General features: G+C 34.6%; 15 protein-coding genes. 5 read left to right on the top strand and 10 right to left on the bottom strand.

The genetic code is table 11. The annotated features are described in order from the left end of the window. Nucleotides 1-109: 109 nt before the first annotated feature. From HGP29_RS24405 to HGP29_RS24385, 5 genes are all read right to left on the bottom strand, one after another. Nucleotides 110-2,761: a Kelch repeat-containing protein gene (locus tag HGP29_RS24405; protein ID WP_168885081.1), complete on the bottom strand. Its 2,652-nt coding sequence runs from the start codon at nucleotides 2,759-2,761 to the stop codon at nucleotides 110-112. A 381-nt stretch (nucleotides 2,762-3,142) separates the two neighbouring features. Beyond that, complete coding sequence (locus HGP29_RS24400) at nucleotides 3,143-5,428, bottom strand: GH92 family glycosyl hydrolase (protein ID WP_168885080.1); 2,286 nt, start codon at nucleotides 5,426-5,428, stop codon at nucleotides 3,143-3,145. Between the two features lie 28 nt (nucleotides 5,429-5,456). Further along, on the bottom strand, nucleotides 5,457-6,518 hold the full coding sequence (locus HGP29_RS24395; RefSeq protein ID WP_168885079.1) for a glycoside hydrolase family 99-like domain-containing protein: 1,062 nt from the start codon (nucleotides 6,516-6,518) through the stop codon (nucleotides 5,457-5,459). A gap of 10 nt (nucleotides 6,519-6,528) precedes the next feature. Next, nucleotides 6,529-8,253 carry a SusD/RagB family nutrient-binding outer membrane lipoprotein gene (locus HGP29_RS24390; protein WP_168885078.1) on the bottom strand — a complete coding sequence of 575 codons (1,725 nt, stop codon included), beginning with the start codon at nucleotides 8,251-8,253 and terminating at the stop codon, nucleotides 6,529-6,531. 10 nt (nucleotides 8,254-8,263) lie between these two features. Beyond that, nucleotides 8,264-11,512, bottom strand: a complete 3,249-nt coding sequence (locus HGP29_RS24385; protein ID WP_168885077.1) for a SusC/RagA family TonB-linked outer membrane protein — start codon at nucleotides 11,510-11,512, stop codon at nucleotides 8,264-8,266. A gap of 361 nt (nucleotides 11,513-11,873) precedes the next feature. Between HGP29_RS24385 and HGP29_RS24380 the strand changes: the two genes are divergently transcribed. The 3 genes from HGP29_RS24380 to HGP29_RS24370 are packed head-to-tail and all read left to right on the top strand — an operon-like array spanning nucleotide 11,874 to nucleotide 16,590. After that, nucleotides 11,874-13,499, top strand: a complete 1,626-nt coding sequence (locus HGP29_RS24380; RefSeq protein WP_211093404.1) for a sulfatase-like hydrolase/transferase — start codon at nucleotides 11,874-11,876, stop codon at nucleotides 13,497-13,499. Between the two features lie 20 nt (nucleotides 13,500-13,519). Beyond that, complete coding sequence (locus tag HGP29_RS24375) at nucleotides 13,520-14,962, top strand: sulfatase family protein (RefSeq protein ID WP_168885075.1); 1,443 nt, start codon at nucleotides 13,520-13,522, stop codon at nucleotides 14,960-14,962. Between the two features lie 38 nt (nucleotides 14,963-15,000). After that, nucleotides 15,001-16,590, top strand: a complete 1,590-nt coding sequence (locus HGP29_RS24370) for a sulfatase-like hydrolase/transferase (RefSeq protein ID WP_168885074.1) — start codon at nucleotides 15,001-15,003, stop codon at nucleotides 16,588-16,590. A gap of 220 nt (nucleotides 16,591-16,810) precedes the next feature. Here HGP29_RS24370 and HGP29_RS24365 read toward each other — a convergent pair whose 3' ends face one another. Beyond that, nucleotides 16,811-18,604, bottom strand: a complete 1,794-nt coding sequence (locus HGP29_RS24365) for a hypothetical protein (RefSeq protein WP_211093403.1) — start codon at nucleotides 18,602-18,604, stop codon at nucleotides 16,811-16,813. Between the two features lie 421 nt (nucleotides 18,605-19,025). Here HGP29_RS24365 and HGP29_RS24360 point away from each other — a divergent pair, with 421 nt between their 5' ends. After that, nucleotides 19,026-20,669 carry a sulfatase family protein gene (locus HGP29_RS24360; RefSeq protein WP_168885072.1) on the top strand — a complete coding sequence of 548 codons (1,644 nt, stop codon included), beginning with the start codon at nucleotides 19,026-19,028 and terminating at the stop codon, nucleotides 20,667-20,669. 249 nt (nucleotides 20,670-20,918) lie between these two features. On the opposite strand, the gene HGP29_RS24355 is transcribed toward HGP29_RS24360, so the two are convergent. Further along, nucleotides 20,919-21,749 (bottom strand): helix-turn-helix domain-containing protein, encoded by an 831-nt coding sequence (locus tag HGP29_RS24355; RefSeq protein WP_168885071.1) that lies wholly within the window; start codon nucleotides 21,747-21,749, stop codon nucleotides 20,919-20,921. 104 nt (nucleotides 21,750-21,853) lie between these two features. Between HGP29_RS24355 and HGP29_RS24350 the strand changes: the two genes are divergently transcribed. Then, a complete protein-coding gene (locus HGP29_RS24350) occupies nucleotides 21,854-23,296 on the top strand; it encodes a glycoside hydrolase family 47 protein (protein WP_168885070.1) in 1,443 nt (480 codons plus the stop codon). A 63-nt stretch (nucleotides 23,297-23,359) separates the two neighbouring features. Here HGP29_RS24350 and HGP29_RS24345 read toward each other — a convergent pair whose 3' ends face one another. The 3 genes from HGP29_RS24345 to HGP29_RS24335 form a co-directional block, all read right to left on the bottom strand. After that, on the bottom strand, nucleotides 23,360-24,214 hold the full coding sequence (locus HGP29_RS24345) for a DUF4437 domain-containing protein (RefSeq protein ID WP_168885069.1): 855 nt from the start codon (nucleotides 24,212-24,214) through the stop codon (nucleotides 23,360-23,362). Nucleotides 24,215-24,316: 102 nt separating this feature from the next. Continuing rightward, complete coding sequence (locus HGP29_RS24340) at nucleotides 24,317-25,192, bottom strand: radical SAM protein (RefSeq protein ID WP_168885068.1); 876 nt, start codon at nucleotides 25,190-25,192, stop codon at nucleotides 24,317-24,319. After that, nucleotides 25,192-25,989: an SDR family NAD(P)-dependent oxidoreductase gene (locus HGP29_RS24335; protein ID WP_168885067.1), complete on the bottom strand. Its 798-nt coding sequence runs from the start codon at nucleotides 25,987-25,989 to the stop codon at nucleotides 25,192-25,194. Before HGP29_RS24335 ends, HGP29_RS24340 begins: the two co-directional genes overlap by 1 nt. Nucleotides 25,990-26,024 lie beyond the last annotated feature (35 nt).

Below are 26,024 nucleotides of genomic sequence, written 5' to 3'. Positions count from 1 at the left end.
GCATAATATTCAATGTTTTCAATTTAGGATATTGTTCATAAAAAAAGATGTTGAATCAACGAAACGATTCAACATCTTTTTTACGCTCTGTTGAGTATAAGTTTATCTTTTAATAGGTATTTCCCATTTCTCTCAAGAATTCATTGTAATGCATATCGAATTTTTCATCGTAAATCGATTCATATTCATCCTTGAACTTATTGAAAATATCTTTTGCTACGCTATGCATTCCTTGTGAAGAAAGCAGTTGACATTTAATCAAAGTAGCTTCTTCATGGATATGGTCATATTGTAAAATAGTATCACTAATTTTTAGTTTTTCCTGATTAGATAGTTTCACTTCTGATGAAGTAAGGTATCCATACAACGTTTCGATTAGATGATTGACGATTTCAGCCTTCATCTCTTCCATCCACTCGTAATCCGTACCTAATAGTAACTTACCTGTATCAAGAATCTCTAATATTTTCAATAACGTTTCTCGTGATTGAGGTTTTACTAATAATTCTTTCAATTCGAAGAAAGGAATATTCACTTCCTCTCCAATTTCTAACTTCCAGAAATCAGCATCTTTCAAAAACTTAACCTCACCTATGGTTTTACATAACCTTCTTAATTTGGTAAGGTTTACTCCTCTATTGTTTCTTGCCTTACTCAATGGCATATCATACCAAAACAGTTTTATCATTTTATCTGCTGAGACACCTCTACCATTAATATATTGTGAGATGGTAATCAAGATAAACAACTGCTTAATTAGTGGAGTAAATTCATTAGAGATGTCTTTTCCAGTACTATCAAAGATTCTAAAACCTCCAAAGAAGTTAATAGTTGATTTCTTTACTTTCGGTGGTTGGACTTTAACAGGCTCCTCAATTGTAACGGTTTCTACAACAGGTTCAGACTTTGGTTTTGGTTCTTCTTTGGTAGCTAAAACATCCGAAGATGCCGACTCAGTTTTTTCAATCACCGTTGTAGTTTGAGACGACTCTTCAGTCTTATCCTCAATTGTTTTTCTAGATTTTCTCCAGATAACAACACCTACCATTAGTAGAGAGAAGGTCGCCATAAATAGAACTAGGTTCCATGATGCAGGCTCATCCTCAACAGCCACAATTTCTGCAGTCTCTTTTGGTAATTCTGGAATATAAAATCCTCCCATTAAATTTAATGAGAACACTTTTATCTGTGATTCTACCCCTACTTTCTCAATTAAAATAGCATATAGCTTCTGGTATTGAGTATCAAAAGTAAGGTCCACAACCGTTTTTAAATCACTAAAATTAAAAGGAATAGCCACGGGGAATATTTTCATTTCTCCAGAAGCTAGATCATAATTTCTTAGGGTAATTTCGTTTTTAAACTTATGGTTATCAAAAGTCAGAGCATACAATTGATTATCAGTAGTATCAACAACTACTGACCTTGCAGAAACAAAAGAATCTGATGGAGTATCCCAAGTAAATACTTTCTTTAATGTTGATGTATTTTCATTGAACTCATACAGGTCATAGAAGTTTTCAGGATTAATAATTTGCTGCCCTGATACACTCCCATATCCACCAAATAAATATACATGCCCTTTTTTGCCATAGCCGACACCGGTGTAATACCTAGGGGTGATTTTATCACCTGTTACATTGATATCGGTATAATTATTTTTCTCTATATCGTATTTTGTAAAATGGCTATTGAATTCATGATTGCCATAACCACCAAAAATCATAATTGATTTATTGTTCTTATCAAACCACTGAGCATGGTGTGTTGCTGTTTGACTTATTGGATAATCTGCACTAAACTTTTCAAACTTTTGGCTTTTAATATCATAAGAATAAACAAAATCTTTTTTGAGGTTATACACCAATAGTTTATTCCCATTCTTTACTAAACGATTACGTACATCTGATTTTAGGTCGATTGCGAAAGGACCTACCTTCTTTGTTTCTGAGGTTTGAAAGTCATGGCGGTATAAGTTTTTATCCTTAACAAAGTACATACCTGACCCATTCTCTAAGAAACAGTATAAACCTGATTGAATTGTTTCATTAAAAGAAGCATCCCATTTTGAATGAGTCTGTTTTACCCAAATTGGGTGCATCACTTTACCATTGTACTCGGGATTATCTTTACAATGTGCCACTTCACCTTCTTTCTCGTCTAGAGGCCAAGTGTACCCAGTGTTATCAGAAGTAATTTGAAGATTTTTCAGGGTCATTGGAGGCACATCATGTGCCTTAAAATAAGGGTTATTATTGGCACCAAAATAAAATTTCAGTCCTTTCATTGGAGGAATCCCATTCTCTACTTTGTAAGAATAAGTTCTATCGTCAAGGCTCAAAGAAATTTCATTGTTCTTGACGTCTAATTTAAACTTAAGTTTCCTCCACTTTTTATTTAATGCGTTTCTTCTGTTTTTGTAGTTAAATTTTATAGGCGTTAATTGATGGTCGTAGATAATACTGAAATCATTAAACCTATTCGACTTGTAATTATATACAATATCGATGTTCCGATGACTATCATCTATTATTCTTAAGATATAACCAAAGTAGTGTTTCGGTGATCTATTAAAAAATACATCGACAGTCAGTTCTAATTCCTCATTTACATTTAATTTCTTACCATCCATTAATTTTAGACCAGTACGTTGATCAATTAATGATTCGTGGCTACCAAATTGTAAACCAGCGGGTTGACTGACAACAGAATGGAAGGCAAAAACTAGTAAAGTGAGTAAAAAGTAAAAATACTTTCTCATATAAATGCAACCTGTTTAGTAAAGATTAAAAAATAAGTAACTCAATGAAGTGGTCAGTGCGTAGATAGATTTTTATTCAACTAATATTCTTTCTTTCAGAAAAGTAGTCATTTGAAATGTAAATTCATAATGAATTTAAAAAACCAACAACAATTTTCTTTTGTTTAAACAAATTATCTCATTGAGAGGCTATTTCACCTTATTTATCATGCTCTTTTTGGTTGAAAACAGTAATCTCAAATGTATGTGATTTTCTTTCCAAATTCGGTATTATAGCATTAGTAATAGTGTTACGATACATGGTATTTATATTTAAGTCAAAGTGATATTCACTTCCATCCATTGCTACTAACTAATGGGTGGAAGTGAATAATTTATTATTTACATAAAGATATTTTCTGTCATAGGTTCATCAGTCATCGTTACTTCTAGTGTCTTCCCTTCCATGATATCACTATGATCTATAAAAGGCTTTTTCAAATCCACCCCATCAAGTGTGATTTTCTTGATGTACTTATTTTCAATTTTATTGTTGATCGTCTTTACAGTGAAGTTTTTACCGTTTTCTAATTGAATACTAACGCTATCAAACAATGGTCTACCGATAGCATAAGTCGTTTCACTTGGACATACTGGATAAAAACCGATACTACTTAAAATGTACCAAGCAGACATCTGACCACAATCTTCATTACCAATTATTCCTTCTGGTGTAGCAGAATAATGATTTTGAAGTAAGTAGTCTGCCATATACTGCGTTTTATGAGGTTCATTGATATAGTTATACATGTAAGCAATATGATGACTTGGTTCATTACCATGAGCATACTGACCAACCATACCTGTAATATCTGCACTCGCATGTTCACCTGCTAATTGTGAACTTGTAGTAAATAAAGAGTCTAATTTTTCTTCGAAATAAGTCTCCCCTCCCATTAGGTCTTTTAATCCTTCTACATCATGCGGTACAAACCAACTCCATTGGTATGCGTTGCCTTCCGTATAATCATCTTTTCTATGTTGACTAAACTTCGGATCAAATGGCTCTCTCCAACCTCCGGTACTTAATTTGCCACGCATAAAACCTGTTTTTGGATCATAGTATTTTTGGTATCTTTTCGAACGTTCCATGTATTTTTTATGGATCTCCATTTTACCAAGATCTTTGGCCATAACAGCAATACAGTAATCATTGTAAGCATACTCTAATGCTTTAGAAACAGATTCATTTTCTTTGTCTGCAGGGATATAACCTAAGGTTTGATTATAATATTTGCCCATAGGCATCATTTTTTCCTTTACGACAGGATCATAAGCGACAAACTCTTTGCCTTCGTTGTACTGACTTGCTTCTAGCATCGCTTGAAAAGCTTTTTCAACATCAAAGTCTCTAGCCCCTTTCATATATGCATCTACAATAACGGGTACCGCATGATATCCAATCATTGTTCCAGTATAATTTCCCATTAGTTCCCACTTTGGAAGTAATCCACCTTCATCATATTTTTTTAATAACGAACGGATGTATCCTTGGTTTTGTGAAGGCTGAATGATCGTCATTAATGGGTGAAGACCTCTAAAAGTATCCCAAAGAGAAAATACAGTGTAAGCAGTATTCTGAGTATCTTTTTTAATTTGTTGGTCAATAGTTCTGTATCGTCCATCTACATCTGAGAACGTCATAGGAGCTATAAATGAATGATACATTGAAGAATAAAATATCTTCAAGTTTTCTTCATTTTTACTGTTTGCATCTATCAGAGCAATTTTCTCTGACCATCTTCCCGATGCTTCTGTTTTTACTTGAGCGAAATCCCAATGGTTTATTTCCTTTTCTAGGTTGTTTTTTGCACCATCGATATCTACACTACTAATACCTACTTTCACTTGTACTTTTTCTGCTTCTGAAGTAGCAAATTGTAGTACTGCTTTTCCGTGTTTACCTGTATATGTTTTTCCTTCTACTACTTTGTCATTACCATAAAGAGTATATCTAAATGGTTTATTGAACTTAGCATAGAAGTAAACATGTTGTTTTCTTGCCCAACCTTTTGTGCTTTTTACACCAACAATCTCAGTATCACTAATGATTTTAATTGTATTCTCTAAGTTCTTGTTGTTCGCAATACCCGTTGTTAAGTCAAGAATCATTCCTGCATTTTCTGTTTCAGGGTATGTATATTGATGAAAGCCTACTCTTGTTGAAGCCGTTAATTCTGCTTTAATATTATAGTCCTTCAAAAGAACGCTATAGTATCCCGGTTCAGCTGATTCATTATCATGATCAAAACGCGATCTATATCCCGAATCTGGATTTTCTGCATCACCATATTGTGTATGTACCTCACCTGTAAAAGGCATAATAAGCACATCCCCTAAATCACCAATACCTGTTCCTGAAAGATGAGTGTGTGAAAACCCGATAATTGAAGAATCAGAATAATGGTATCCTCCACATGCATCCCAACCAATAAAACGAGTATCTGGACTTAATTGTACCATTCCGTTTGGTGTTGTTGCTCCCGGAAAAGTATGCCCATGGTATCCCGTTCCTACAAAAGGATCGACATAAGAAAGCTTATCTGATAGTTCTTCTTTACCAACAGTACTATATTTCTGACACCCCATACAAAGGAGTGCCAGAACCAATAAATTCGTTATTTTCATTTTAATATTTTGATTTCAGATTGAAGTTTTAGTTGACCTTAGTTTGTTGTCTAAGTATTTCTAAAGAAGTCGTTCCGTAACTCTCTCCAGGCTCTAATTGTGTATCATCTTCCCAATCATTGAATGAGTTGATAATCATTAAGCGAGAGGAGCCAATATTTTTCTTTGCCACATTCAATACATCTTTAAAGTATTGATCCTTTCTTTCATGTTTGTAAGAAGTACTCGTCGGCTTAGCAATTAATGGATCGAAAGATGGTGCTACCGTAGGTACCCATTCTATTCCACCTTTTTCATTCATGTAATAGTCTTTACTATAATCCCAATGCAAGTCCAAGTATTGTGGAAATGCAGAATAACGGTCATAATAGTTGTCGTTGAACATGGTTGTGAATGAAACTGCGTCTAGAGCATTTTCATAAAACATCGAAAATCTAGCTGGAGGCACCCAACCATTTCCTTGTTCACCTAAAAGATACAGTTCATATCCTTCAGCACTCATTGTTTCTCTGATCTGACGGTATACATCCTGTAGATCATTACAATGTACGTTATGTGCTCCAATGATACTTACTAAGTATTTACCATCAATTTTCTGGTAAGTAGAATCTTGAAAGTAAGGAATCATTTGTTGGAAAATCTCTATCAAATCATCTACTCTACCAATATCTTCCAAGGTATTGTCTTCATCCAAATTGAAAGGTCCGATATTTAAACGGATAGAGAAGTTCATTGTTTTCTCAGTATTCTGCTCTCTAAAAGCTTCGATCATGCTTACATCCAAAGAGTTTGAAGACTCTCTAAAACTAAACATAAAGAAATCTACACCTCCTGTTGTGGCCCATTCTATATGCTGTTTCATTGCTGTAGCATCTCCGTTTTCATATTGCCCTGCCAATGGTACTTCTTCTATAGCTGGATTCCATTTATTTTGAGTATAAAGTGCCCCAACCAAGTAATCTTGTGTCACTGGAATTTCTTCAATTTCCTGACTTAGAGGATGCTCTTCGATTGTTTCATTTTCTGGTTCACATGATATTCCAAAAAATGCAAAAACACAGATAAGGCTAAGTTTATATATATTTTTCATAAGTCAGATGTTATAGTCTCTCGATAATTTCAAAATCAATTCCTGCCGCTTCGTATTCTTCTAGCGTCGTACCATAATAGTATCTCAGTACATCGGTATTCATGATAGGGTTCATCGCTCCCCAATCTTTATAATTTTTTGGAACTGATAATTTCAATCTTGTATTTAAGAAATCAGCACCACCAAGATGAGCCAATCCTTGATAATATCCATTCGTGTTTAACCTTTGCTCCTTTGTAGGGAATAAAATTCTCTCCGGAAGATTCGTTGCTTGTCCCACACCATTTTGATCTGAATTGAAATGAGGAGGCAGATCAAATATTCCGTTTGTTCTTCGAATTAAACACCAAGCATCAAAGCCTTGGAAGAAACCTGCAATCCATCGTTGAACTAATACTTGTTCGATTGGACCATTTTCAACTTTTGCAGTAACAATAGATCTATAATCTCTAACTCCTTCAGACTTTGTTCCCCATTTCACTCCATCATTCTCTAGGTAAGTATCTACACTCTCAGAGATTTCATGCTGAGCAAATGAAGCTCTAATTCCTTCGTTATAGTAGGCCTCGGCAGATTGTCCACCACCCCAGTGAAGTAATTTTGCCTCTGCTTTCATAAAACAAGTTTCAGCATAGCCTAAGATGGTTGGAGCATAGTCTTTTGCATAATACTTCTCTGAAATATCAGAGAAACTATCATCTCCTAAACCACTATATGGATTTTGTTGATCCGTCAACGCCCAATTATCATGTGGTGTCGTTGATTTTGGTTTACCTACAAAAGGTGCATTGTATTCAACCACTACTCTCTCATCTGTTTGAGTAGTTAAAGTATCTCTTAATGTATATCCCAAAACAGGAGCCTGTGCATATACTTCAACTCTTGGATCTTTTAGATCTCTAAGTTGTGTATAGAAAACGTGACTGAATCGTTGTAATTGACTGCTACTATTTTGGTGTCTGAATTCTCTGTAGAAGTAATTCCAGTTTTCTTCCAGAGTACCCCATGCAGCAACTACTGATTCAGATTCCATACCGATCAAATCAGCTTCTCTCTCCATTGCTAACTTACCAAAATCGGTAATGTTCGCACCCATATTTTGGTAACGTAAGGCTAATTTTAACGATAATGTATTCGCAAATTTTCTCCACTTGTCGATATCTCCATGGAAAATAGGATCATCCATTGTGTCCTCTCCTGTTTCCATTACTTCATACGTTTCTGAAAGTGTCGTTAATAAGCTTTCTAGAACTTCTTCTTCACTATCAAAACCAATACTTAGTTTTTGTTGCCATGCTTCAGAGTAAGGCATTGGTCCCCAAGTTCCTAAAATCACAGAAGCCAAGTATGACTTATAAATTTTGGCCATACCCACTTGGTTGACATATCTTGGGTTATCTCCATAAAGGTCGATGATAGACTGAAGATCCATAATCAATTGAGTATAAAAATCTTCCCACCAGCTTTCTCCTAGAGGATCAGAATACCAATAAGTATTGTAAGGACCTCCACCTGCAGTAGTATAATGTGAGTATTGTAAATACATTTTATTGGCAGGATCACCTTTCACCACATCCAACGATTTTTTTACAACACCAGGGAACAATACATCCGGTGTAGCAGTCTGAAACTCATGAGGGTTGGTATTTAACTCCTCAAAGTCTTGTGTACAACTCGATGCACTACATAGAATTGCACTTGCGATAATGATATTGTTGATATATTTCTTAAACATGCTCTTCTAATTAAAATGATACTCTGAAATCAAGACCTAACGAAGATGTTGGTGGTAAAGAACCTAGCTCAATACCTTGACCATTTCCTGAATATGATGCTGCTTCTGGATCTAAACCATGTGGTGTGTTTTGATAGATAATCCATAAGTTTCTACCTACTGCAGAGACTTTCGCTGCTTCAATTTTCAATCGTTTTAAGAAGCTCTTAGGAATATTATAACCAATCGAAACTTGTCTTAATTTCACATAAGAAGCATCATATAAGTTAAACTCTTTGGCGTTGGATGTACCTGTTTGGAAAAAGTTCTGAGGAGAAACATAAGTCGTATTTTTTCCAACCTTTTCCCATTCTCCTGTTTCCGGATTTTGTACAGCTTCATACGCATCTAGTAATATACCTTTCGACCTTTCGCTATCATCGTATTCTGTTCCGTACAAACCATCACCATTTCTTTCACTGGCATTTTCACCAAGAACGATACTACTGAACCAATAATCTTCACGTCCTTCAACAGTATTTGCTGTATTACCCCAAGTTTCCGCTTTTGATCTTGATACACTGTATAAATCGCCTCCCATTTTTACATCAATCAAGAAGCTAAGATCAAAGTTTTTAAATCTGAAAGAGTTGTTAATCGAACCTAGCCAATCTGGTTGAGCATTTCCAAGAATCTGATTTGGATTCGCAATCGGTAAACCATCAGGACTTACTAATTTATTACCTTCATCATCCGTTAACCATTTTTCTCCTCTGATCACACCGAATGGATAACCTACTTCAGCGTTTACTGAAACAGTCGAATAACCTCTGTATTCTATTCTATCCAATTCTGCCCCCGAAGCTGGGTCTTTGTACAATGAATTTACCTTTGAAATATTCTTCGACCAGTTCACCATCATATCCCATTGGAAATTATTTGTTTGAACTGGAGATACGCCTAAAGTTAATTCTACCCCTCGGTTTTGAATTTCACCTGCATTGATCATTTTTGTTTGATAACCGGCTCCACTAGGCAAGTCAATTCTAATAATCTGATCGTAAGTTCTGTTGTTGTAGTACGTGGCATCCAAGCTGATTCTATTGTTGAAGAATTTTAACTCAGAACCTATTTCCCAAGAATTAGTCGTTTCAGGTCTAAGGTCAGGGTTTCTCAACATAGTCTGATTAGTGACCCAAGCCATACCATTGTAGTTTCCGCCATAATTGAATGTGTTGTTCAATTCGTTAAAACCAGTATCGTTACCCACCTGTGCTATGGATCCTCTAATCTTACCAAACGATAGTACCGAGCTACCAATATCTAAAGCATTGGTAAACACAAATGAAGTACCTAAGCTTGGATAGAAATATGAATTATGTCCTTCTGGTAAAGATGAACTCCAGTCATTTCTAGCTGAAAGGTCAAGGTAAATCACATTATTATATCCTATAGATGATGTTGCAAACACAGAGTGTATTCTCTTATTGTCAACGCCTTGTGTTACGATTGGAAGTGTCGCTGCATTCGATGCACTTGGAACATCAGGAACAATTAATGTATTGATCACTGAATTAGTGAAGTCGATGCTCTTATCAAATCTACTGGCACCAGCCGTTGCAAAGAAGTCGATCTTACCGAAACGTTTCTTATAGTTGATAAAGCCTTCGTAGTTCCAAACTTGTGTATTTCTATTGATCATCTGATACATGCCATCAGGGTCTAAAGCTGCCCCCATATTACTAAACACATATCCTTTTCTCATTCTTACATCTCCACCTACTCTTACGCGAACATTTAAGTCTTTTGAAATTTTTGATTTCAAAGAAACTACCGGTAAAAATCGCTCTTGAGTATCTTCATTCTTATTCTCGTTCATTGCCCAATAAGGATTAAAGAAATCCTCAACTTGTCCAATTTCGTTTCCAAACTCATCTTTCCAAGGAGACAACTCTTCTAACTTCACATTTCTATGCATGTAGATAAAAGAATTGTAAGGGTTCTTCTCACTACCATTCTTTTGAATACGGTTGGTTGTTTTCTCAGAAACATAAGTCACTTTTACATCTGCTTCTAAATATTTTGTAAACTTTCTTGTTGTTCTAACATTAAAGGTATTTCTCACTTGTAGGTTCGAACCTTCAATGATATCCGTTGCATCCATGTTCGAATAAGAAAGGTAAAGAGATCCTTTCTCCCCTTTCTTCTGTAGGGTTAAATTATTCGTGATGTTTCTACCTCTTTGGAAAAAGTCTTTGATATTATTTGGTTGAGCATCATAAGTACCCACTTGACCATTATAGCTTAGTACCTCTTGACCGACCATCGGTGCACCCCAAGATCTTCTGAAATTGTATAAATCAGGAAGTCCCGTTTCGTAGTCAAAGTGATTTTGTGATGAGCCAACTCTTGTATTACTACCAGCTCCATATACATTTTGGAAATCCGGGTATTGCGTAATCTCTCTGATTTGGTAGTTCAATCCATAAGTAACTCCCCAGCTCTCATTTGCTGAAGAACTTTTCTTAGTAGTGATCATAATTACACCATTCGCAGCTCTTGAACCGTATAGGGCAGCAGCGTTAGCTCCTTTTAGTACCTGAATATCAGCAATATCTTCAGGATTAATAAAGCTTGTTGCTCCACCGTAATCAATGTTATCGGAACCTCCTGCTAATGAAACACCAGTGTCACCACCTTCACTATCAATCGGCACACCGTCAACAACATATAACGGTTGGTTGTCTTTAGTAAGTGAAGTAGCTCCTCTAATCACTACTCTACTCGTTCCTGTAGGTGAGTCGGCTCCTGTTATCTGTACACCTGCCACTCTACCTGCAAGGTTCGTGATGACATCAGCCTGTTTTACCTCTGTTAAAGATTCCCCTTCAACACCTTGTGTAGCATAACTTAGGCTTTCTTTCTCCCTACTAATACCGAGAGCGGTGACCACCACCTCTTTTAAGTGTTCCACTTCTACCTCTAAGGACACATCAACAACTTTTTGATTCGCTATTGAGATTTCTTTAGATACCATACCGATATAAGAAAATACTAGGGTATCTCCTGTATCAACATTCAGTGAATAGTTTCCTGTTATATCTGTGATTGTACCATAATTAGTACCTTTCACTCTAACATTTACACCGGGCAAGGAGATATTATCTTCTTCTGAAAAAACTTGTCCAGTAATAATTCGTTTTTCTACTTCTACTTGTGCAGTTAGAATGCCAGATGAACATAATGACATAAGTAGTAAAAAGAGTAACTTTAGTTTCATTCTTCTCTACGCTAGTTTTTTAACATTCATTTCATCAGTGATAATTACTTTATCTGCGGTCGATAAAAAATCATTTTATTTTTCTGATATTCAAGTTTAGGATAGTGCCATTAATTTTTTCCAATTAATGCATTAATCAAGCCTTAATCGACTATTTTAAGTGTAATTAAACCCATTATTAATAAAAAAATACCGCTTAATAAGGTCAGTTAACGTCAGATTTTAAAAGTTTAAATAATTATTTCAATTCTCTTCATCATAGCCAATTAATCAGAATTAAGTCCGTATTAATTTAATTTTAGCCTCAAAGAATAGGTTTGTATCAATCATGTTTTTAAACACAAACTTTAAAGAAATGAATATGAAGTTGAAGTGCTTATTACTTATACAAATCCTTACTACATTAATTACACCAATTCTATCTTTTGGTGGAGACGGCGAAAAAACTAATGTGTTATTCATTATAACTGATCAACAAAGGTTCGATGCCTTGGGCAAAGCCAATGTTTTTAAATTCTTAAAAACGCCTACCTTAGATAAATTAGCAGACGAAGGGGCCTACTTTACTAATGCCTATACTCCATGTGCTGTATGTGCACCCGCAAGAACATCTATACTCACCGGACAGACTGTCGAAAACCATGGAGTCCGAAAAAATCAATACGCCTATAAAAATCCTGAAGAAGGAGCTTATTGTGATCTGCCATCATTCGATCAAATATTAGTTGAAAATGGATATTATACAGAGTACCTAGGAAAATACCATTCGCCCATCCATTTATCGGAAGGGTATTCTGAATTTTCCTATACAGTAAATAATCAAAATGTTTATACTCTTAAAAATAAGAAAATTTATCAAGAAAAGGTAAAAGAATATATGATTGCTCAGGGACATAAGGAAACAGAGTACGATTTAAGAGATAAATACTTCAGAAACTTCTATACTCCTGATCCTATTGACCTTAGATATAAAAAAGATGAAGATTACCGCAGACATCATGTTGATAATGACAGGGAACTAAAAATTACACAACCCGATGGACATGGGCAATTACACCTTCCTAAGAAACTGAGTCTTACTTTTTATCAAACCTCGACACTAAGAGAAGCCTTAAAAAGGGCCTCTAAACAAGAGAAACCTTTTAGTATCACTCTCTCTTATTTCTTTCCTCATGCACCGATGTTACCTACAAAACCTTGGTATGGTATGTACAAAACAGAAGATATGCCCATGCCAAAGAGTTTAAGAGATACTATGGATAATGTTCCTTATAAAAATGGAAATAATAGAAGATCGATGCCAGAATATAGTGACCCTGATAAAGTAAAATTTATGATGTCAAATTATTTTGGTCTAGTCAGTGAAATTGATCACTACTTAGGAACAATCATGAAGGACCTTAAGAAATACAATATGGATAAAAATACACTAGTAATTTTCACTAGTGATCATGGTGAAATGTTAGGATCACATGGCATGAGAGAAAAAAATGTATTTTACGAGGAGTCAGCACATGTTCCACTGATTATGTGGTACCCAGGTAAAATACAACCGACTCAGGTGACTAGTCCAGTTTCACTCATCGATATTTACCCTACTATTATGGAATATCTCAACGTTAATGGAGGAAAAAGAGATGGTCAATCATTAAAAACACTGATAGAAGGAAATGATGACAGAAGATTTACTGTAACAGAATGGGATTATAATGGTCCAAAACAACCGAACTATATGGTGGTTACTAACGATGGGTGGAAATTACTAACTTCGTATGCCGCCAAAAAACCAGAGTTGGATGTCTTGTTCAATCTTAATGATGATCCTCATGAGATGAATAATTTGATTGGTAAAAATCCCGAGGCTTATAAGTACAAAGAAAAAGTAGAGGAGTTGAAAGGCTATTTAATTGAATGGCTTACAAATAGTAATTCAAAACGAGTAGAACTTATTAAAAATAGAAATATATCTGGAGTGGTTAAACTTTAGAGCATAGCATATCATTGATCATGAAAAAGACACTTCAAATTATAATTCTACTGAGCCTTAGCATGGTAAATCTTGCAGTGGCTCAAGATAAAAAGCCAAATATCATTTTGTTTTTAGCTGATGATTTCGGGTTTGGTTCTACCAATGTTTATGGAGCCTCTGAAGCATTAGTACAGACACCTAACATTAATCAATTGGCGAAAGAAGGCGTTCAATTTAATAATGCTTTTACAACTGGGTCGGTATGTTCTCCAACCCGTTATGGTTTACTCACAGGTGAGTATTCCTGGAGAAGTCGATTACAAAAAGGGGTAGTTAGTCCATCTGCACCAGCTTTAATCCGCCAAGAGACAAAGACACTTCCAGAATATCTGAACTCTATTGGATATACCACTGCAGCCATTGGAAAATGGCATTTAGGTTACAATGAAAAGGAATTCAAGAATTTATTAGGTACTATTAAACATGGTCCAAATAGCCACGGATTTAATTATAGTTTTACTGTTCCGAATAACTTGGACGATGTCCATAAAATTTATGTAGAGAATGATAAAGTTTATGGCCTTCGCTCAGAGAAACTATCACCTTATGGCCGATCATTTTATGGAAAACAATACAAAGGGTATGATGCTCCACAGAGAGTGACAGAGCAAGTAATGAATGACTTGACTGAAAAATCTATACAATGGTTAGATACTTTGGACAAAGAGCAACCCTTTTTCTTATATTTCTCCTCCGTAGCTGTTCATCACCCTATCACTCCTAGTCCTGAAATGAGAGGAAAAAGTAATGCAGGTGCTTACGGTGATTTTATTCAAGACATTGATCGATGCTTGGGCATATTAATAAACTACCTAGAAAAGAATAATCTGAGAGAAAATACCGTTATTATCTTTACAAGTGATAACGGAGGGGATATCCCTCATAAGAAAGATATCATGCCGGAGAATTTTGCGATTAATAAAGGGCTTCAAATTAACGGTACTTACAGGGAAGATAAACATACCATATGGGATGGTGGTTTAAGAGTTCCTTTTATTGTTAATCATCCTGATGGTATTAAAAAAGGAAATACATCGGAAAGTATTGTTAGTACCGTTGATATTTATGCTTTTCTTGCAGATTATATCAATGTAAAAGAACTTGGTAAAAATGATGCTGTTGATAGTTTTAGTTTTAAAAAGGCAATCAATACATCTAAGGCAAAATATCAAAGAGCTCCATTAATACATCGGGATGCAAAAGGTCGAAAAGCAGTACGTGATCTAGAATGGAAATTTATCGAAGCCAAAGACAGTAACGCAAAAGATAAGTCTTTGCATGCTCAGCTTTATCATTACAAAAAGGATCCTTCTGAACAGGAAAATCTAATTCATGAGTATCCTAAAAAAGCAGAGGAATTAAATCAGTATTTGGAAACAGCTAAAAAAGTTGGGACGAAGTTGAATACACCTTTGAAGTGAATAAAGTAATACTACCCATTTTTTAAAAATTAGATGAAATGAAACATATATTATTTTCTATCATTGTCTTCAGTTTATGTGGGCATATCTGGGCTTCTAACCCGCCAAAGAAAAGGAAAACCAATCTTGTATTTATCATTACTGACCAGCAACAATACAAGGCCTTAGGGTTAGCAGGTAATAAAGTATTGAAAACTCCAAACCTGGACCGATTAGGTGAAAGCGGAGCTTACTTTGTTAATGCTTATTCTGCTTGTGCAGTTTGTGGCCCTGCCCGTTCCTCTATTCTTACAGGGTTAACAGTGGAAAACACAGGAGTAAATACCAACGATAAAACGTATTACTACAGAAAAGAGAAGGTGATGCAAGCTCCTACCTTTGATGAAATTCTAAAGGAAAATGGCTACACCTGTGAATACTATGGTAAGTGGCATGTCATGTCCAATAAGGCAAAAGTATACTCCAATCCTAAGTTGAATGCTAAAAGTGGTAAATCAGCATTTGATCATGGTGGACAAAATTTTATGTATCAGGATTGGCTCAATGGACATTTATCAAAAAGACCTCTAAAAGATGGTGAGCATCTGGATCGTTTTACCAAAAGGCCCTATTCGCCAGACCCAATTGACAAGTTTTACGGAAAGGATTATCAAGAAATAAAAAAACAAAAAGCTTCTCAGCCTAACTTTCATGGTCGATTAAACATCCCTCAGGAATATTCTATTACTGCTTTCCAAGCACAAGAAACCATGAATGCCATTGAACGCTTAAAAGATCAGCCATTTAGTATTACTTGTTCTTTTCATTCACCACATGCACCCATGATTGTTCCTGAACCTTTCTACAGCATGTATGATCCTAAGAAAATGACTCCACCAGTGAGTATTGGAGACGACATGAAAAATTCTCCCTATAAATTCTCGAATGGAAAGAAGAATTTACCGGAATATTCAGATCCAGAGAAAATCAAATATATGATTTCAAACTACTATGGATTAATTTCTGAAATTGATCATTGGGTAGGACAAATAATTGATAAAATTGATGAGTTAGGACTTTCTGACAACACTTTAATTGTATTTACCAGCGACCATGGCGAAATGTTGGGAGCACACGGATTAAGAGAAAAAAATATCTTCTACGAAGAATCCGCTCATATTCCATTGCTACTAAAATTACCTAAGCAAATTGATAAGAATACAACAGTTGAAGGATATGTTTCACACATCGATATCTTCCCTACAATTTTAGACTACCTCAATATTAAAGGGCATGATGCCGATGGGCAAAGTCTACGAGACCTTGTAGATGGAAAAGATACCGATTATGGTCAATTTGTAGTCACTGAATGGAATTACAGAGGAGATACCTCACCCAATTACATGATTGTAAAAGATGGTTGGAAAATGATGGTTCCATACTCAGTAGAATCGAAAGTATTGGATGTACTCTATAACCTCAATGAAGATCCCAACGAGATGAATAACCTATTAGGTAAAAATCCAGAGCAGGCTAAATATTCAGACAAGGTGGAAGAACTTCGAGCAGATTTACTGAGTTGGTTAAAAAAGAACAATTCAAAACACTATAATGGAGTAAGAGATAGAGTTATCGTAAAAAACATTTAGGACGATAATCTACAGTATCATAAAAAAGGCCGATCTCATCGTATTGAGATCGGCTTTTATTTTGTTGAAGAGTGGATAAGAATCTCTACTTTGAAGTTTTCTAATTTATTACTTGTATAATTGGGCCTCACAATATCTTGTAGAGGCCCTTACTCTTTACTTTATAAGCAGCTCACACTTCTTTGAACACATTAATCTGTTACTTATATATCAATCACTATTAATTTGCTGGTAAGACATTGTACGAGTTCTCAAACTCATGAATATCGTAATCTGCTAACGGTTTCAAGTACTCCATTTTCTCATTGATAATTTCATCCCAAATAGAGTAATTGAATTCAGATAATAATGCTTTAATCTTTGCCTTATATTTTTTATGATACTTATCCATCTTACCAATCGCATCATCAGATTTTTCAATGCTGCTTAATAAAGTGGATGTATAATATGTCATCTTTTCTTTTTCAATTGAAATCCACTGATTGTACAGCTCCCTAGGAAGTAAGAATCTATTGTTGAAGAAATCCACTTCTTTTTTGGCTAACATGGTCACCATCTCATCATATAACTCAGGGTCTTTGGAAGACACATATGCTTTTGAAGGATTATTTCGGTACAATGAATAAGAAATCTTTTTGGTTGAATAAATTTCTAACACCTTTAAACCATCTCTTTTTACAAATGCTTTTACCTCTCCTTCACTCCAAGGTACTGTTGTTACAAACCTTCCTGCAGGAATCGTTTTTACTAACTTATTTCTAAAATATAAATCTCCTGCCTTATCCAAGTTGGTAACAATTTCAATATTTTTTCTTTCGTAAGTATCGTCCTTATAAGAATGGTTTTTTCTAGGTTTATAGGCTAAGAAACCTTTACCATCTGTATTTTGATAAGGCAAGAAGCTCATCACTAATGATTCTTCATTAGGCTTACCTTGATACTCATTAATGTAACTTTTTAATAATACAGAAAGTCCCCAACCATTATTGTAGCTAGGTCTAAAATGAGATTGTTCAATAAAGATGTTCCAAGAATCTAATATGATTAATTCAGCATTGTTCTTCTCTGCACTTTTAAATCCATCTCTAATACTTCGAGTATAATGTAGATTATCGTACTCTTTGTAACAGTCATCGATGGCTATTTTTGATTGCATCACAAAGCGTTGAGGCTTCTTCTTATTCTTATCTTTCATTACGTAGTAACTTGAGATACCACTATGAAATACAGTCTGTACAAATGGTCTATTTTTAGATTTTATGATCCTTGCAAGAATATCAATTTTACCTTGACGTAACATTCTTGATTTCTCAAAAAATACAGTTTCAAATCGATCTAATGCCAACTCAATTTCTTTCTTTCTTCCTGGCCACAGTGCATTATAAATAATCGATACATCTGTACTTAAATAAGAAGTGATTTCCGAAAAGCGGTCAAAGTAAGCACTCATATCTAATTCATTGTCTTTACTTTTTTCCCAAGATTTTAATTCATCAGCAGACATTAACCCCTTAGACTTATAAAACATCAGGGCTTTTTTACCTTTCATTTTATACCAGACATTAGAATTTTTCGTCGACCCATAAATTTTAGAAAGATGAGTTCCACAATCGTAAATACCTTCATTGACTTTTACCCCTCTCTCGAATTTTATGGCCATCATTAATTTAAAATCATAGCCTTTTTTCTTGATGACTTCAACGTAAGCATTTACAATTTCATCATAGGTATCTAAGATTTTTCTATTTCTAGAAATAGTATATAACAAGGCAAAACCATTGATTCCATTTTTCATGGCCATTTGAAGCTCTAGGTCTACGGCATCCTCTAGAGTTAATGGAGATACCAAGTCAGTATCTGTTGGGTAGAATAATTCATTATTTTTTACCCAGTTTTTTTTACTTTCATCATAAAAATAGTTCCCTGCATTAATATGTGAAAGAATACCTTTTTGAGGAGTATTTATAAAACGAAGACTATTAACAGCAAAGACGTATTTGTTATCATTAGCCATTAAGTCAGAAATTCCCAGCAATAGTAAAATACTTATTAGGGTAGTAAATCGAATACATTTCATAATGATAGCTTTTTATTTATGTAGTTTTAGGCAATTCCTTTTTCCTATTGTTTGGCAACGATTATTAATATTTTTCAAAAAAGAGTAACAATAAGGAATAAGTTTTCAGAATTGATATTCAAATGTACCTGAGGTACTTAATCTTCGTTTACTTTCGCATTAATTCTGCATTAATCGACTAAAAAAGTGAGAATTAATATTGATTAATGTAGTATTAAGCAGGAATTAAGTAGCTCACCTAAATTTGGGTATTGTACGTAATTGACGTTTCTTCTTTACTTAAAGGAACTTCAACGATAAATTTAATTACAGACCATCGTGACTAAATTTTTTGGTCTATCATAGAATAGAAGCTGAAATGAAATTAATATCAAGAATCTTATTTACTCTTTGTCTATTACTACTTTTCAATGTTAAAGGTATTTCACAACAGAAGCCTAACATCGTATTTATAGTCGTGGATGATATGAGTCCTTTTCCAATTGAAAAACAAGAAAATGGTGAGACTAGAGCCTTTGGTTTTAGTGGCGAAAAATATGTAAAAACTCCTTTTATCGATAGTCTAGCGGCAGATGGCATTATTTATAAGAATGCCTATGTTTCGTCCTCTGTTTGTTCTCCAAGTAGATATACATCTCTTACAGGAAGGTATGCAGGAAGATGTTCTGGCACTCAATTTATGAGAATGCATCCGCTTGGAAACATGACAAGAGTAGAGAATAATACAGAGTTGGAAACAAACCGATGGAATGTAGCGAAGGTACTTAAAAAACATGGTTATACCACCGGGTTTGTTGGTAAAAGTCATATTGTTGAAAACGATAAGTTAAGAAGAGACAAATATGAAGAAAATGGTTTCGAGGAGTTTCCATTGTCTGCTGATATCAAAGATCAGAAGGTTTCTAATGCAATGTCTTATAACCATAATAAGTGGACTCAGATGATCAAGGAAAATGGTTTTGATTATGCTAATGCAGTATACGGTGCTAACCTGAAAGAACTTTATTCTAAAGAAGCCAATGCTCATAACATTGAATGGACCACTTCTGCTGTTCTAGATTTTATCGATCAGAATGCGAAGAAAAAAGATCCATTCTTTTTATACTATGCGACAACGGTACCCCATGGACCTGAACCTTGGAGAAGAGTAAAAGGAGAATTTAAATATAGTTTAGATGCGGACCCTAATATAACAGGAGAAGGATATATAGAAAAAGACTACAGTTTTATGCCTAGTAGAACTGATATCAAAAACGAAATTATAACTGATAAAAGTCTTAGAAAGGATCAAGCATGGATCACATGGTTTGATAAAAGTATTCAAGCTATTGTCGATAAACTGAAAAAAGATGGCATGTATGAGAATACCTTAATTGTTATCTCATCTGATCATGGTTCTTATCATTTTGGAAAAACTACACTCTACGAAACAGGAGTAAAAATTCCGTTAATGATGCACTGGCCAAAAGGAATAGAAAAAGGAAAAACTTACAATGGTTTAGTACAGAACATAGACTTTGCTCCTACTTTCTTAGATATTGCTGGAATAAAGCAGAAAAAATCATTAGAGATGGATGGTAAAAGTCTTCTGCCAACATTTAAAGATCAAGAGACGAAAATACATGACTACCTTTTCTTTGAGTTAGGTTTCGCCAGAGGTGTACTTGCTGACAATTGGAAATATATTGCCGTAAGGTATCCCAATAATATTAAGGCTAAAATTGCAAAAGGCGGTACGTTTAAAGGGTATCATGATGTAGAAATCAAAGAACCTTATTATACAAGAAACCAACACCTAGGGAATTTAGCTAGTAAAGCCAATCCTCATTACTTTGAAAAAGATCAGTTGTTTGATCTCACAAATGACCCAACAGAAGAGGTCAATCTGTTTGAACAACAACCTGAGAAAGCAAAAGAATTAAAGGAGATCTTACAAAAGAAACTGCATACTTTTAAAGATCGACCTTTCGATGAATTTACAAAGAATAATTTTCCACAGTAACCCGCTCAAAAGCTATACAGCAGGATCATGTATTTTACATATTCTGCTGTTTTTATTTATATACTTTCGAAAGGAATAATTATTTAATAAAATATCGCCATAGTACACAAAAATTACATTTTAAGTCACAAAGTTAAATTGCACTAAACAGCTAAGATCAAGTACCTTTGTAAGGTAAATTATTCATGAAATAAATAGAATGAGTTAATAATAGTAAACGAGAAGATTGTGTACAGAAACGATAAATAATCAAATGACTTTATGATTCTTACTTCTGTACTGTTGGGGAGTGATACCGTACTTCTTTTTAAAAATTCGAAAGAAGTAGCTATGGTTCTCGAAACCTGCATTGGTATAAATACTCTTAATGGGAGCATTGGTCATTGCAAGTTGATTGGCGGTATAAAGTAATCGCTCATCATTCACCAATTCTGTCAACGTTTTCTGCATACATTTTTTCACTACTCTATTGACATGATCTCCCGATCGTTGGGATAGTTCAATAAAGCCATTGATTCCGGTTTTCAGATGTTGTGGAGATTTAAATTCTTTCAAAGAATAATTTAACCAAGACGGTAGATGACCATCTTGAATCGAATAATCTTTCAATAAGGAAAAGAGGTGAAGTACAAAAGTATCTAGCGTTAGAAGGTTATTTTCTTTCGACACCATTTGGTCCAAGTAACCTAAAATAGACTGAAGTTCATCATCTGTAAATACTACATGCAATGGTATCTGTTCATCATTCCAATAAAACAATTGAGGTGATGTAAAGTACCGTTCCTTGTAAAAAGGTAAAAGGTCTGCTTTGATGGCCAAGTTAGTAATCACTAATTCCTCCTTAGATGTCTTCTTAAATGTATGCACATCATGCGGTCGAATGAAACAAGCTTCCCCTTTCTGAATAGATAATTCTTTGTTATTGATTTTATGAATTCCCTCCCCATCCGAGACGATAAAAAATTCAAAGTAATCGTGGTCATGTGGATTTAAATCATCATGATTATTAATACTCGTACTGGCAAGGTGAAATACATCTGTAGAAGATAAAGCAAAAGTTTCGAATAAAAATTTTCTCACAGACATATGATTAAATCAATAACGGTGATTAGGTTAAATAAATAGGGGTTACTCCCATACATGTAATCATAAATTAAATCTACAATTAATAATTAACCAAAGAAATGAATAGAAACTTATCCTTCACTCAATGTCTAGCAACTAGCTTGGCTACTGCTATACTATTTACCTGTTTACTACTACCACAAGTTAGCTTAGCCAAAGATAAAATCAGCAAAAAAGAAAAAAAGGAATATCAAGAAAGAGTCAAAACAGCTTTTATTAAAGGTTGGGATGCTTATATGAAATATGCGAAAGGATTAGACGCTGTTAATCCTATTTCTGAAAAAGGACACAATTGGTATGCAGAATCCTTGTTGATGACACCTGTTGATGCTTTTTCTACCATGTATCTTATGGGACTTGAGAAAGAAATGTCAGAAGCAAAAGAACTTATATTCAGTGAATTAAATTTTGATAAAGATTTAGAAGTACAGCAATTCGAGATTGCTATCAGGATCTTAGGAGGTTTAATTTCTGCCTATCAACTAGATGGTGATCAAAGGTTCTTAGATTTAGCTGTAGATCTTGCTGATAGAATGTTACCAGTATTCGAATCTCCAACAGGTATTCCTTACCGCTTGGTTAACCTTCGTACAGGAGCAACTAGCGGACAAGGCACTAACCCTTGTGAAATAGGATCCATGATGTTGGAATACGGCATGTTATCAAAATTAACAGGCGATTCAAAATATTACGACTTATGTAAAAGAGGTATTGTTGCTTCTTTTGAAAGAAGAGGTAAAACAGGATTACAAGGTTCGTGGATCGATCAGGATACCGGTGAATGGGCCGATACAAGAGCACATATTTCTGGTGGAATTGATGCTTACTATGAATACCTACTAAAAGGATATTTGTTATTTGGTGATAAAGATTTCTTAGAGATGTATGAGGTCTCTAGAGATGCCGTAAATAAATACCTTGTTGATGAAACTTCTGTGGAAGGTGAATTCTGGATTGGATGGGCAGATATGAATACAGGCGAAAGAATCAGTACTCGTTTTGGTGCATTGGACTGTTTCTGGAATGGATGTTATGTTTTAGAAGGTGATATCGAAAGAGCAGAGAAACTACAAGCTTCGATTAATAAAATGTGGTTTTTAAATGATATTGAACCTGAAGCTATAGATTATACAACTATGCAACCTTTCTACAAAGGAGCTGAGTATTACATGATGCGTCCAGAAGCTATCGAATCTACCTATTATGTTTGGAAAGCAACTGGTAATAAAACGTATTATGTGCAGGGAAAAAAGATGTTTGAAAGCATCGAAAAGTATTGTCAAGTGGATAATGGTTATGTTCAATTAAAGGACGTAAGAACAAAAGAGAAGTGGGATACATTAGAAAGTTTCTTCTTTGCGGAAACTATGAAATATTGTTTCTTATTCTTTGCTGATGACGATGTTTTTGATTTTGAAAAATATGTTTTAAACACCGAAGCTCACCCACTATTTAATACATGGGATAAAGGTTGGAAAGGCAACCACCATGGAATAAAATAATCTAAAATAACAAAGGCTTGGATATTAAAATCAATACCAAGCCTTTGTTATCTATAAATCTTCCTATTGTATTTCTAGCGTTCCATTCGTTCTGATATAAAATACTGCTTCTTGACTTTCAGTATTTTCAATAGTATGAATTGCCTTACTGCTTGCAGAAAAACAACTTCCTTCATCAAGCTTTTCCACTTTATTATTCTGAGGTAAAGTATAGGCTATTCCTCCATCAATTACTACAGAATACATCACCTCGCCAGTACTTTTTATAGTTCCTTTATAGCCAACAGGAATTTTAACAAAAAGTCCCTTTAAGTCCTTTTCATTTTTACTTTCCCACAAATAACTCAATTGAACTTTACTGTCTTTGGCTATCCATTTTGATTTATCACTACCTAGCCATACAATATTAGAAACATCGACATTTATTGGTCGCTCTCCGTTGTCATATGCTTGATCAGTAGGTTTTACCAAATAAGGTCCTTGGTCGATTTCTATATAAGCAATATTCACGTCACCTTTTGCTGCTGTGATATGTGCTTCACCTTTAGGTTGTGTCCAGAAACTACCCGGTTTCATCCACATTTTTTCTGCATTAGGATCATCATTATGAATGCTCCCTTTTATTACTATCGCTCTATAAGTCACATTATGAATGTGTGGTGGTGATGAAAAACCATCGACAAATTTGCCTAAATAACCAGTAGCGACATCCGCTTTTCTATCTCCCCAAAGTGTTCCGGCCAATGGACTTTTATCTCCTCTTGCTGGATTCAATTGCTCCCATTGCACATCTTTTGTGAGCATCACTTTATTTGTTGGATTCTTAATATCCCAATCATCAATTGCTTTATCGGTTGTCTGTTGACAAGCAAAGAAAAATAATATTGGAAGTATAGCGACAGATAATGTTTTCTTCATTGAGTTAATAAATAAGTTTTCTATGAAATAGTTAACAGCAAATTTGTGAATTAAAATGATAATGAATCACCTAATTCACAAAAATTTGCTGTTTTATTAAGTTTATATTCTATGTCTAACAGGCACACTATTTAATCTTGCGGCATCTGTTGTATTCAGTACATAATTTAATTTATTGATGGCTGCATTCTTATCTTGTGGTAGCTTAGCATCAAAACTTACTGAGTTGATCGCATGTATTCCCATATAATAAGTTGCAGTTTCAATCAATTCTATTGTTTTAATTTGTTCTTCAAGTACCTCTTTCTCAGTCGCCATTTCATAATCTCCATTCATTACATCAAACGATAATTTAGTACCTTCATTAGCATTTAATGTAGTTGGAACTATACCCAAAGGTTTCACTTTATTGATTAATCTTGCATTGGCCTCCGCATTTTCTCTCCCGCGGCCCTTACCTGCTGCACCAAACATAAATCCGTAGAAGAAAGTCATGCCCGCCTTATTTAAGCGTTCTAATTGTTCTTCAGTATCGGCCAAAGTAGCACCTTTATTCATATAATCAAGGGCATCCTCCAAACCTGTTTCCACTCCTATCCAAAGATCACCGATACCTATTTCAGCCAATTCTTTTAACTCTTCGTCTGTTTTATGCATGATGTTATTGATAGATGCATACATTGTGATAACCTCTACCTCTGGTAAGTAATGATGTATTCTTTCTGCAATAGCTTTTAATCTTTTTGCAGACAAAACAAAAGCGTCACCATTTACTAAAAATATTCTTTTAACATGTGGATATAAACGTTGAGCTTCTTGTAAATCACTTTCTATATCCTCTGTTTTTGCGACAGAAAATTTCACATCTCTATACATTGTACAAAAAGAACAGTCGTTATGAGCACAACCTACTGTTACTTGTAGTAATAATGTATTGCCTTCGTAAGGCGGTCTATATACAGGTCCAGTGTAGTTCATTATTGTAGTATTTTATTTGTAACATCTATAAGCTGATTAACAGCACTTTCATTATAAGTGTCTGGATGTGCTTTAGCGTATCTTCCAGCATCATTATCAAAATAATCACCATTGTGAGCCGCATGATTTTCTGATAAGGCTAAATCATATAAAATGTTCGCCCCTTTATCTACAGGTGACCAATGCTGACCATAAGCCTCCAAAGCCATTTTAGTGTTTAATAATGATCCTGGGTTAACAGAAATCACAGTTATTCCTTCCAATTGGTGAGCTAAATAATAGCTCCACATCGTTAAAGCCAATTTACTCTGAGCGTAAGATGCATTTGCATTTGAAGGCTGTTTCCCCATCAACACATCATAAGAAACCTCCGATTGTGCTGCAGAACTTAAGTTGATTATTCTTGATTGTTGTCCTAAATTAAGCAGTGGTAATAATTCTCTTGTCAATAAATAAGGAGCTAGATAATTAACCGCATATCTAATGTCATATCCTTGTTTCGAATAAGAAATAGGACTATTAAATACTCCCGCATTATTGATAAGTACATCCAAATATTTCACTCCTTTTTGTACTTCATCAGACATTCTTTTTACATCACTTAAATCTGCAAAGTCAGCGACAAAGCCATATATATTATTATTGTTTGTCTCTTCTTTTATTGTATCAATAAGTTGATTTAATCTTTTACTATTTCTTCCATGTAAATATAACGTATGCCCTTCCTCGGCTAATTTAAAAGCGGTGCTTTTACCAATGCCATCTGTACTACCTGTAATTAGAATATTTTTTTTCATGATTGATATAGATAATGGGTGATGAGAAACCGAGT

Origin of the sequence: Flammeovirga agarivorans (assembly GCF_012641475.1) — a bacterium.
Lineage (GTDB): Bacteria > Bacteroidota > Bacteroidia > Cytophagales > Flammeovirgaceae > Flammeovirga > Flammeovirga agarivorans.
This window is presented reverse-complemented; position numbering and strand designations above follow the sequence as displayed.

Coding starts and splice junctions, on each gene's coding strand:
- HGP29_RS24405 (WP_168885081.1), bottom strand. CDS start 2,761: ATGAGAAAGTATTTTTACTTTTTACTCACTTTACTAGTTTTTGCCTTC.
- HGP29_RS24400 (WP_168885080.1), bottom strand. CDS start 5,428: ATGAAAATAACGAATTTATTGGTTCTGGCACTCCTTTGTATGGGGTGT.
- HGP29_RS24395 (WP_168885079.1), bottom strand. CDS start 6,518: ATGAAAAATATATATAAACTTAGCCTTATCTGTGTTTTTGCATTTTTT.
- HGP29_RS24390 (WP_168885078.1), bottom strand. CDS start 8,253: ATGTTTAAGAAATATATCAACAATATCATTATCGCAAGTGCAATTCTA.
- HGP29_RS24385 (WP_168885077.1), bottom strand. CDS start 11,512: ATGAAACTAAAGTTACTCTTTTTACTACTTATGTCATTATGTTCATCT.
- HGP29_RS24380 (WP_211093404.1), top strand. CDS start 11,874: ATGAAGTTGAAGTGCTTATTACTTATACAAATCCTTACTACATTAATT.
- HGP29_RS24375 (WP_168885075.1), top strand. CDS start 13,520: ATGAAAAAGACACTTCAAATTATAATTCTACTGAGCCTTAGCATGGTA.
- HGP29_RS24370 (WP_168885074.1), top strand. CDS start 15,001: ATGAAACATATATTATTTTCTATCATTGTCTTCAGTTTATGTGGGCAT.
- HGP29_RS24365 (WP_211093403.1), bottom strand. CDS start 18,604: ATGGCTAATGATAACAAATACGTCTTTGCTGTTAATAGTCTTCGTTTT.
- HGP29_RS24360 (WP_168885072.1), top strand. CDS start 19,026: ATGAAATTAATATCAAGAATCTTATTTACTCTTTGTCTATTACTACTT.
- HGP29_RS24350 (WP_168885070.1), top strand. CDS start 21,854: ATGAATAGAAACTTATCCTTCACTCAATGTCTAGCAACTAGCTTGGCT.
- HGP29_RS24345 (WP_168885069.1), bottom strand. CDS start 24,214: ATGAAGAAAACATTATCTGTCGCTATACTTCCAATATTATTTTTCTTT.
- HGP29_RS24340 (WP_168885068.1), bottom strand. CDS start 25,192: ATGAACTACACTGGACCTGTATATAGACCGCCTTACGAAGGCAATACA.
- HGP29_RS24335 (WP_168885067.1), bottom strand. CDS start 25,989: ATGAAAAAAAATATTCTAATTACAGGTAGTACAGATGGCATTGGTAAA.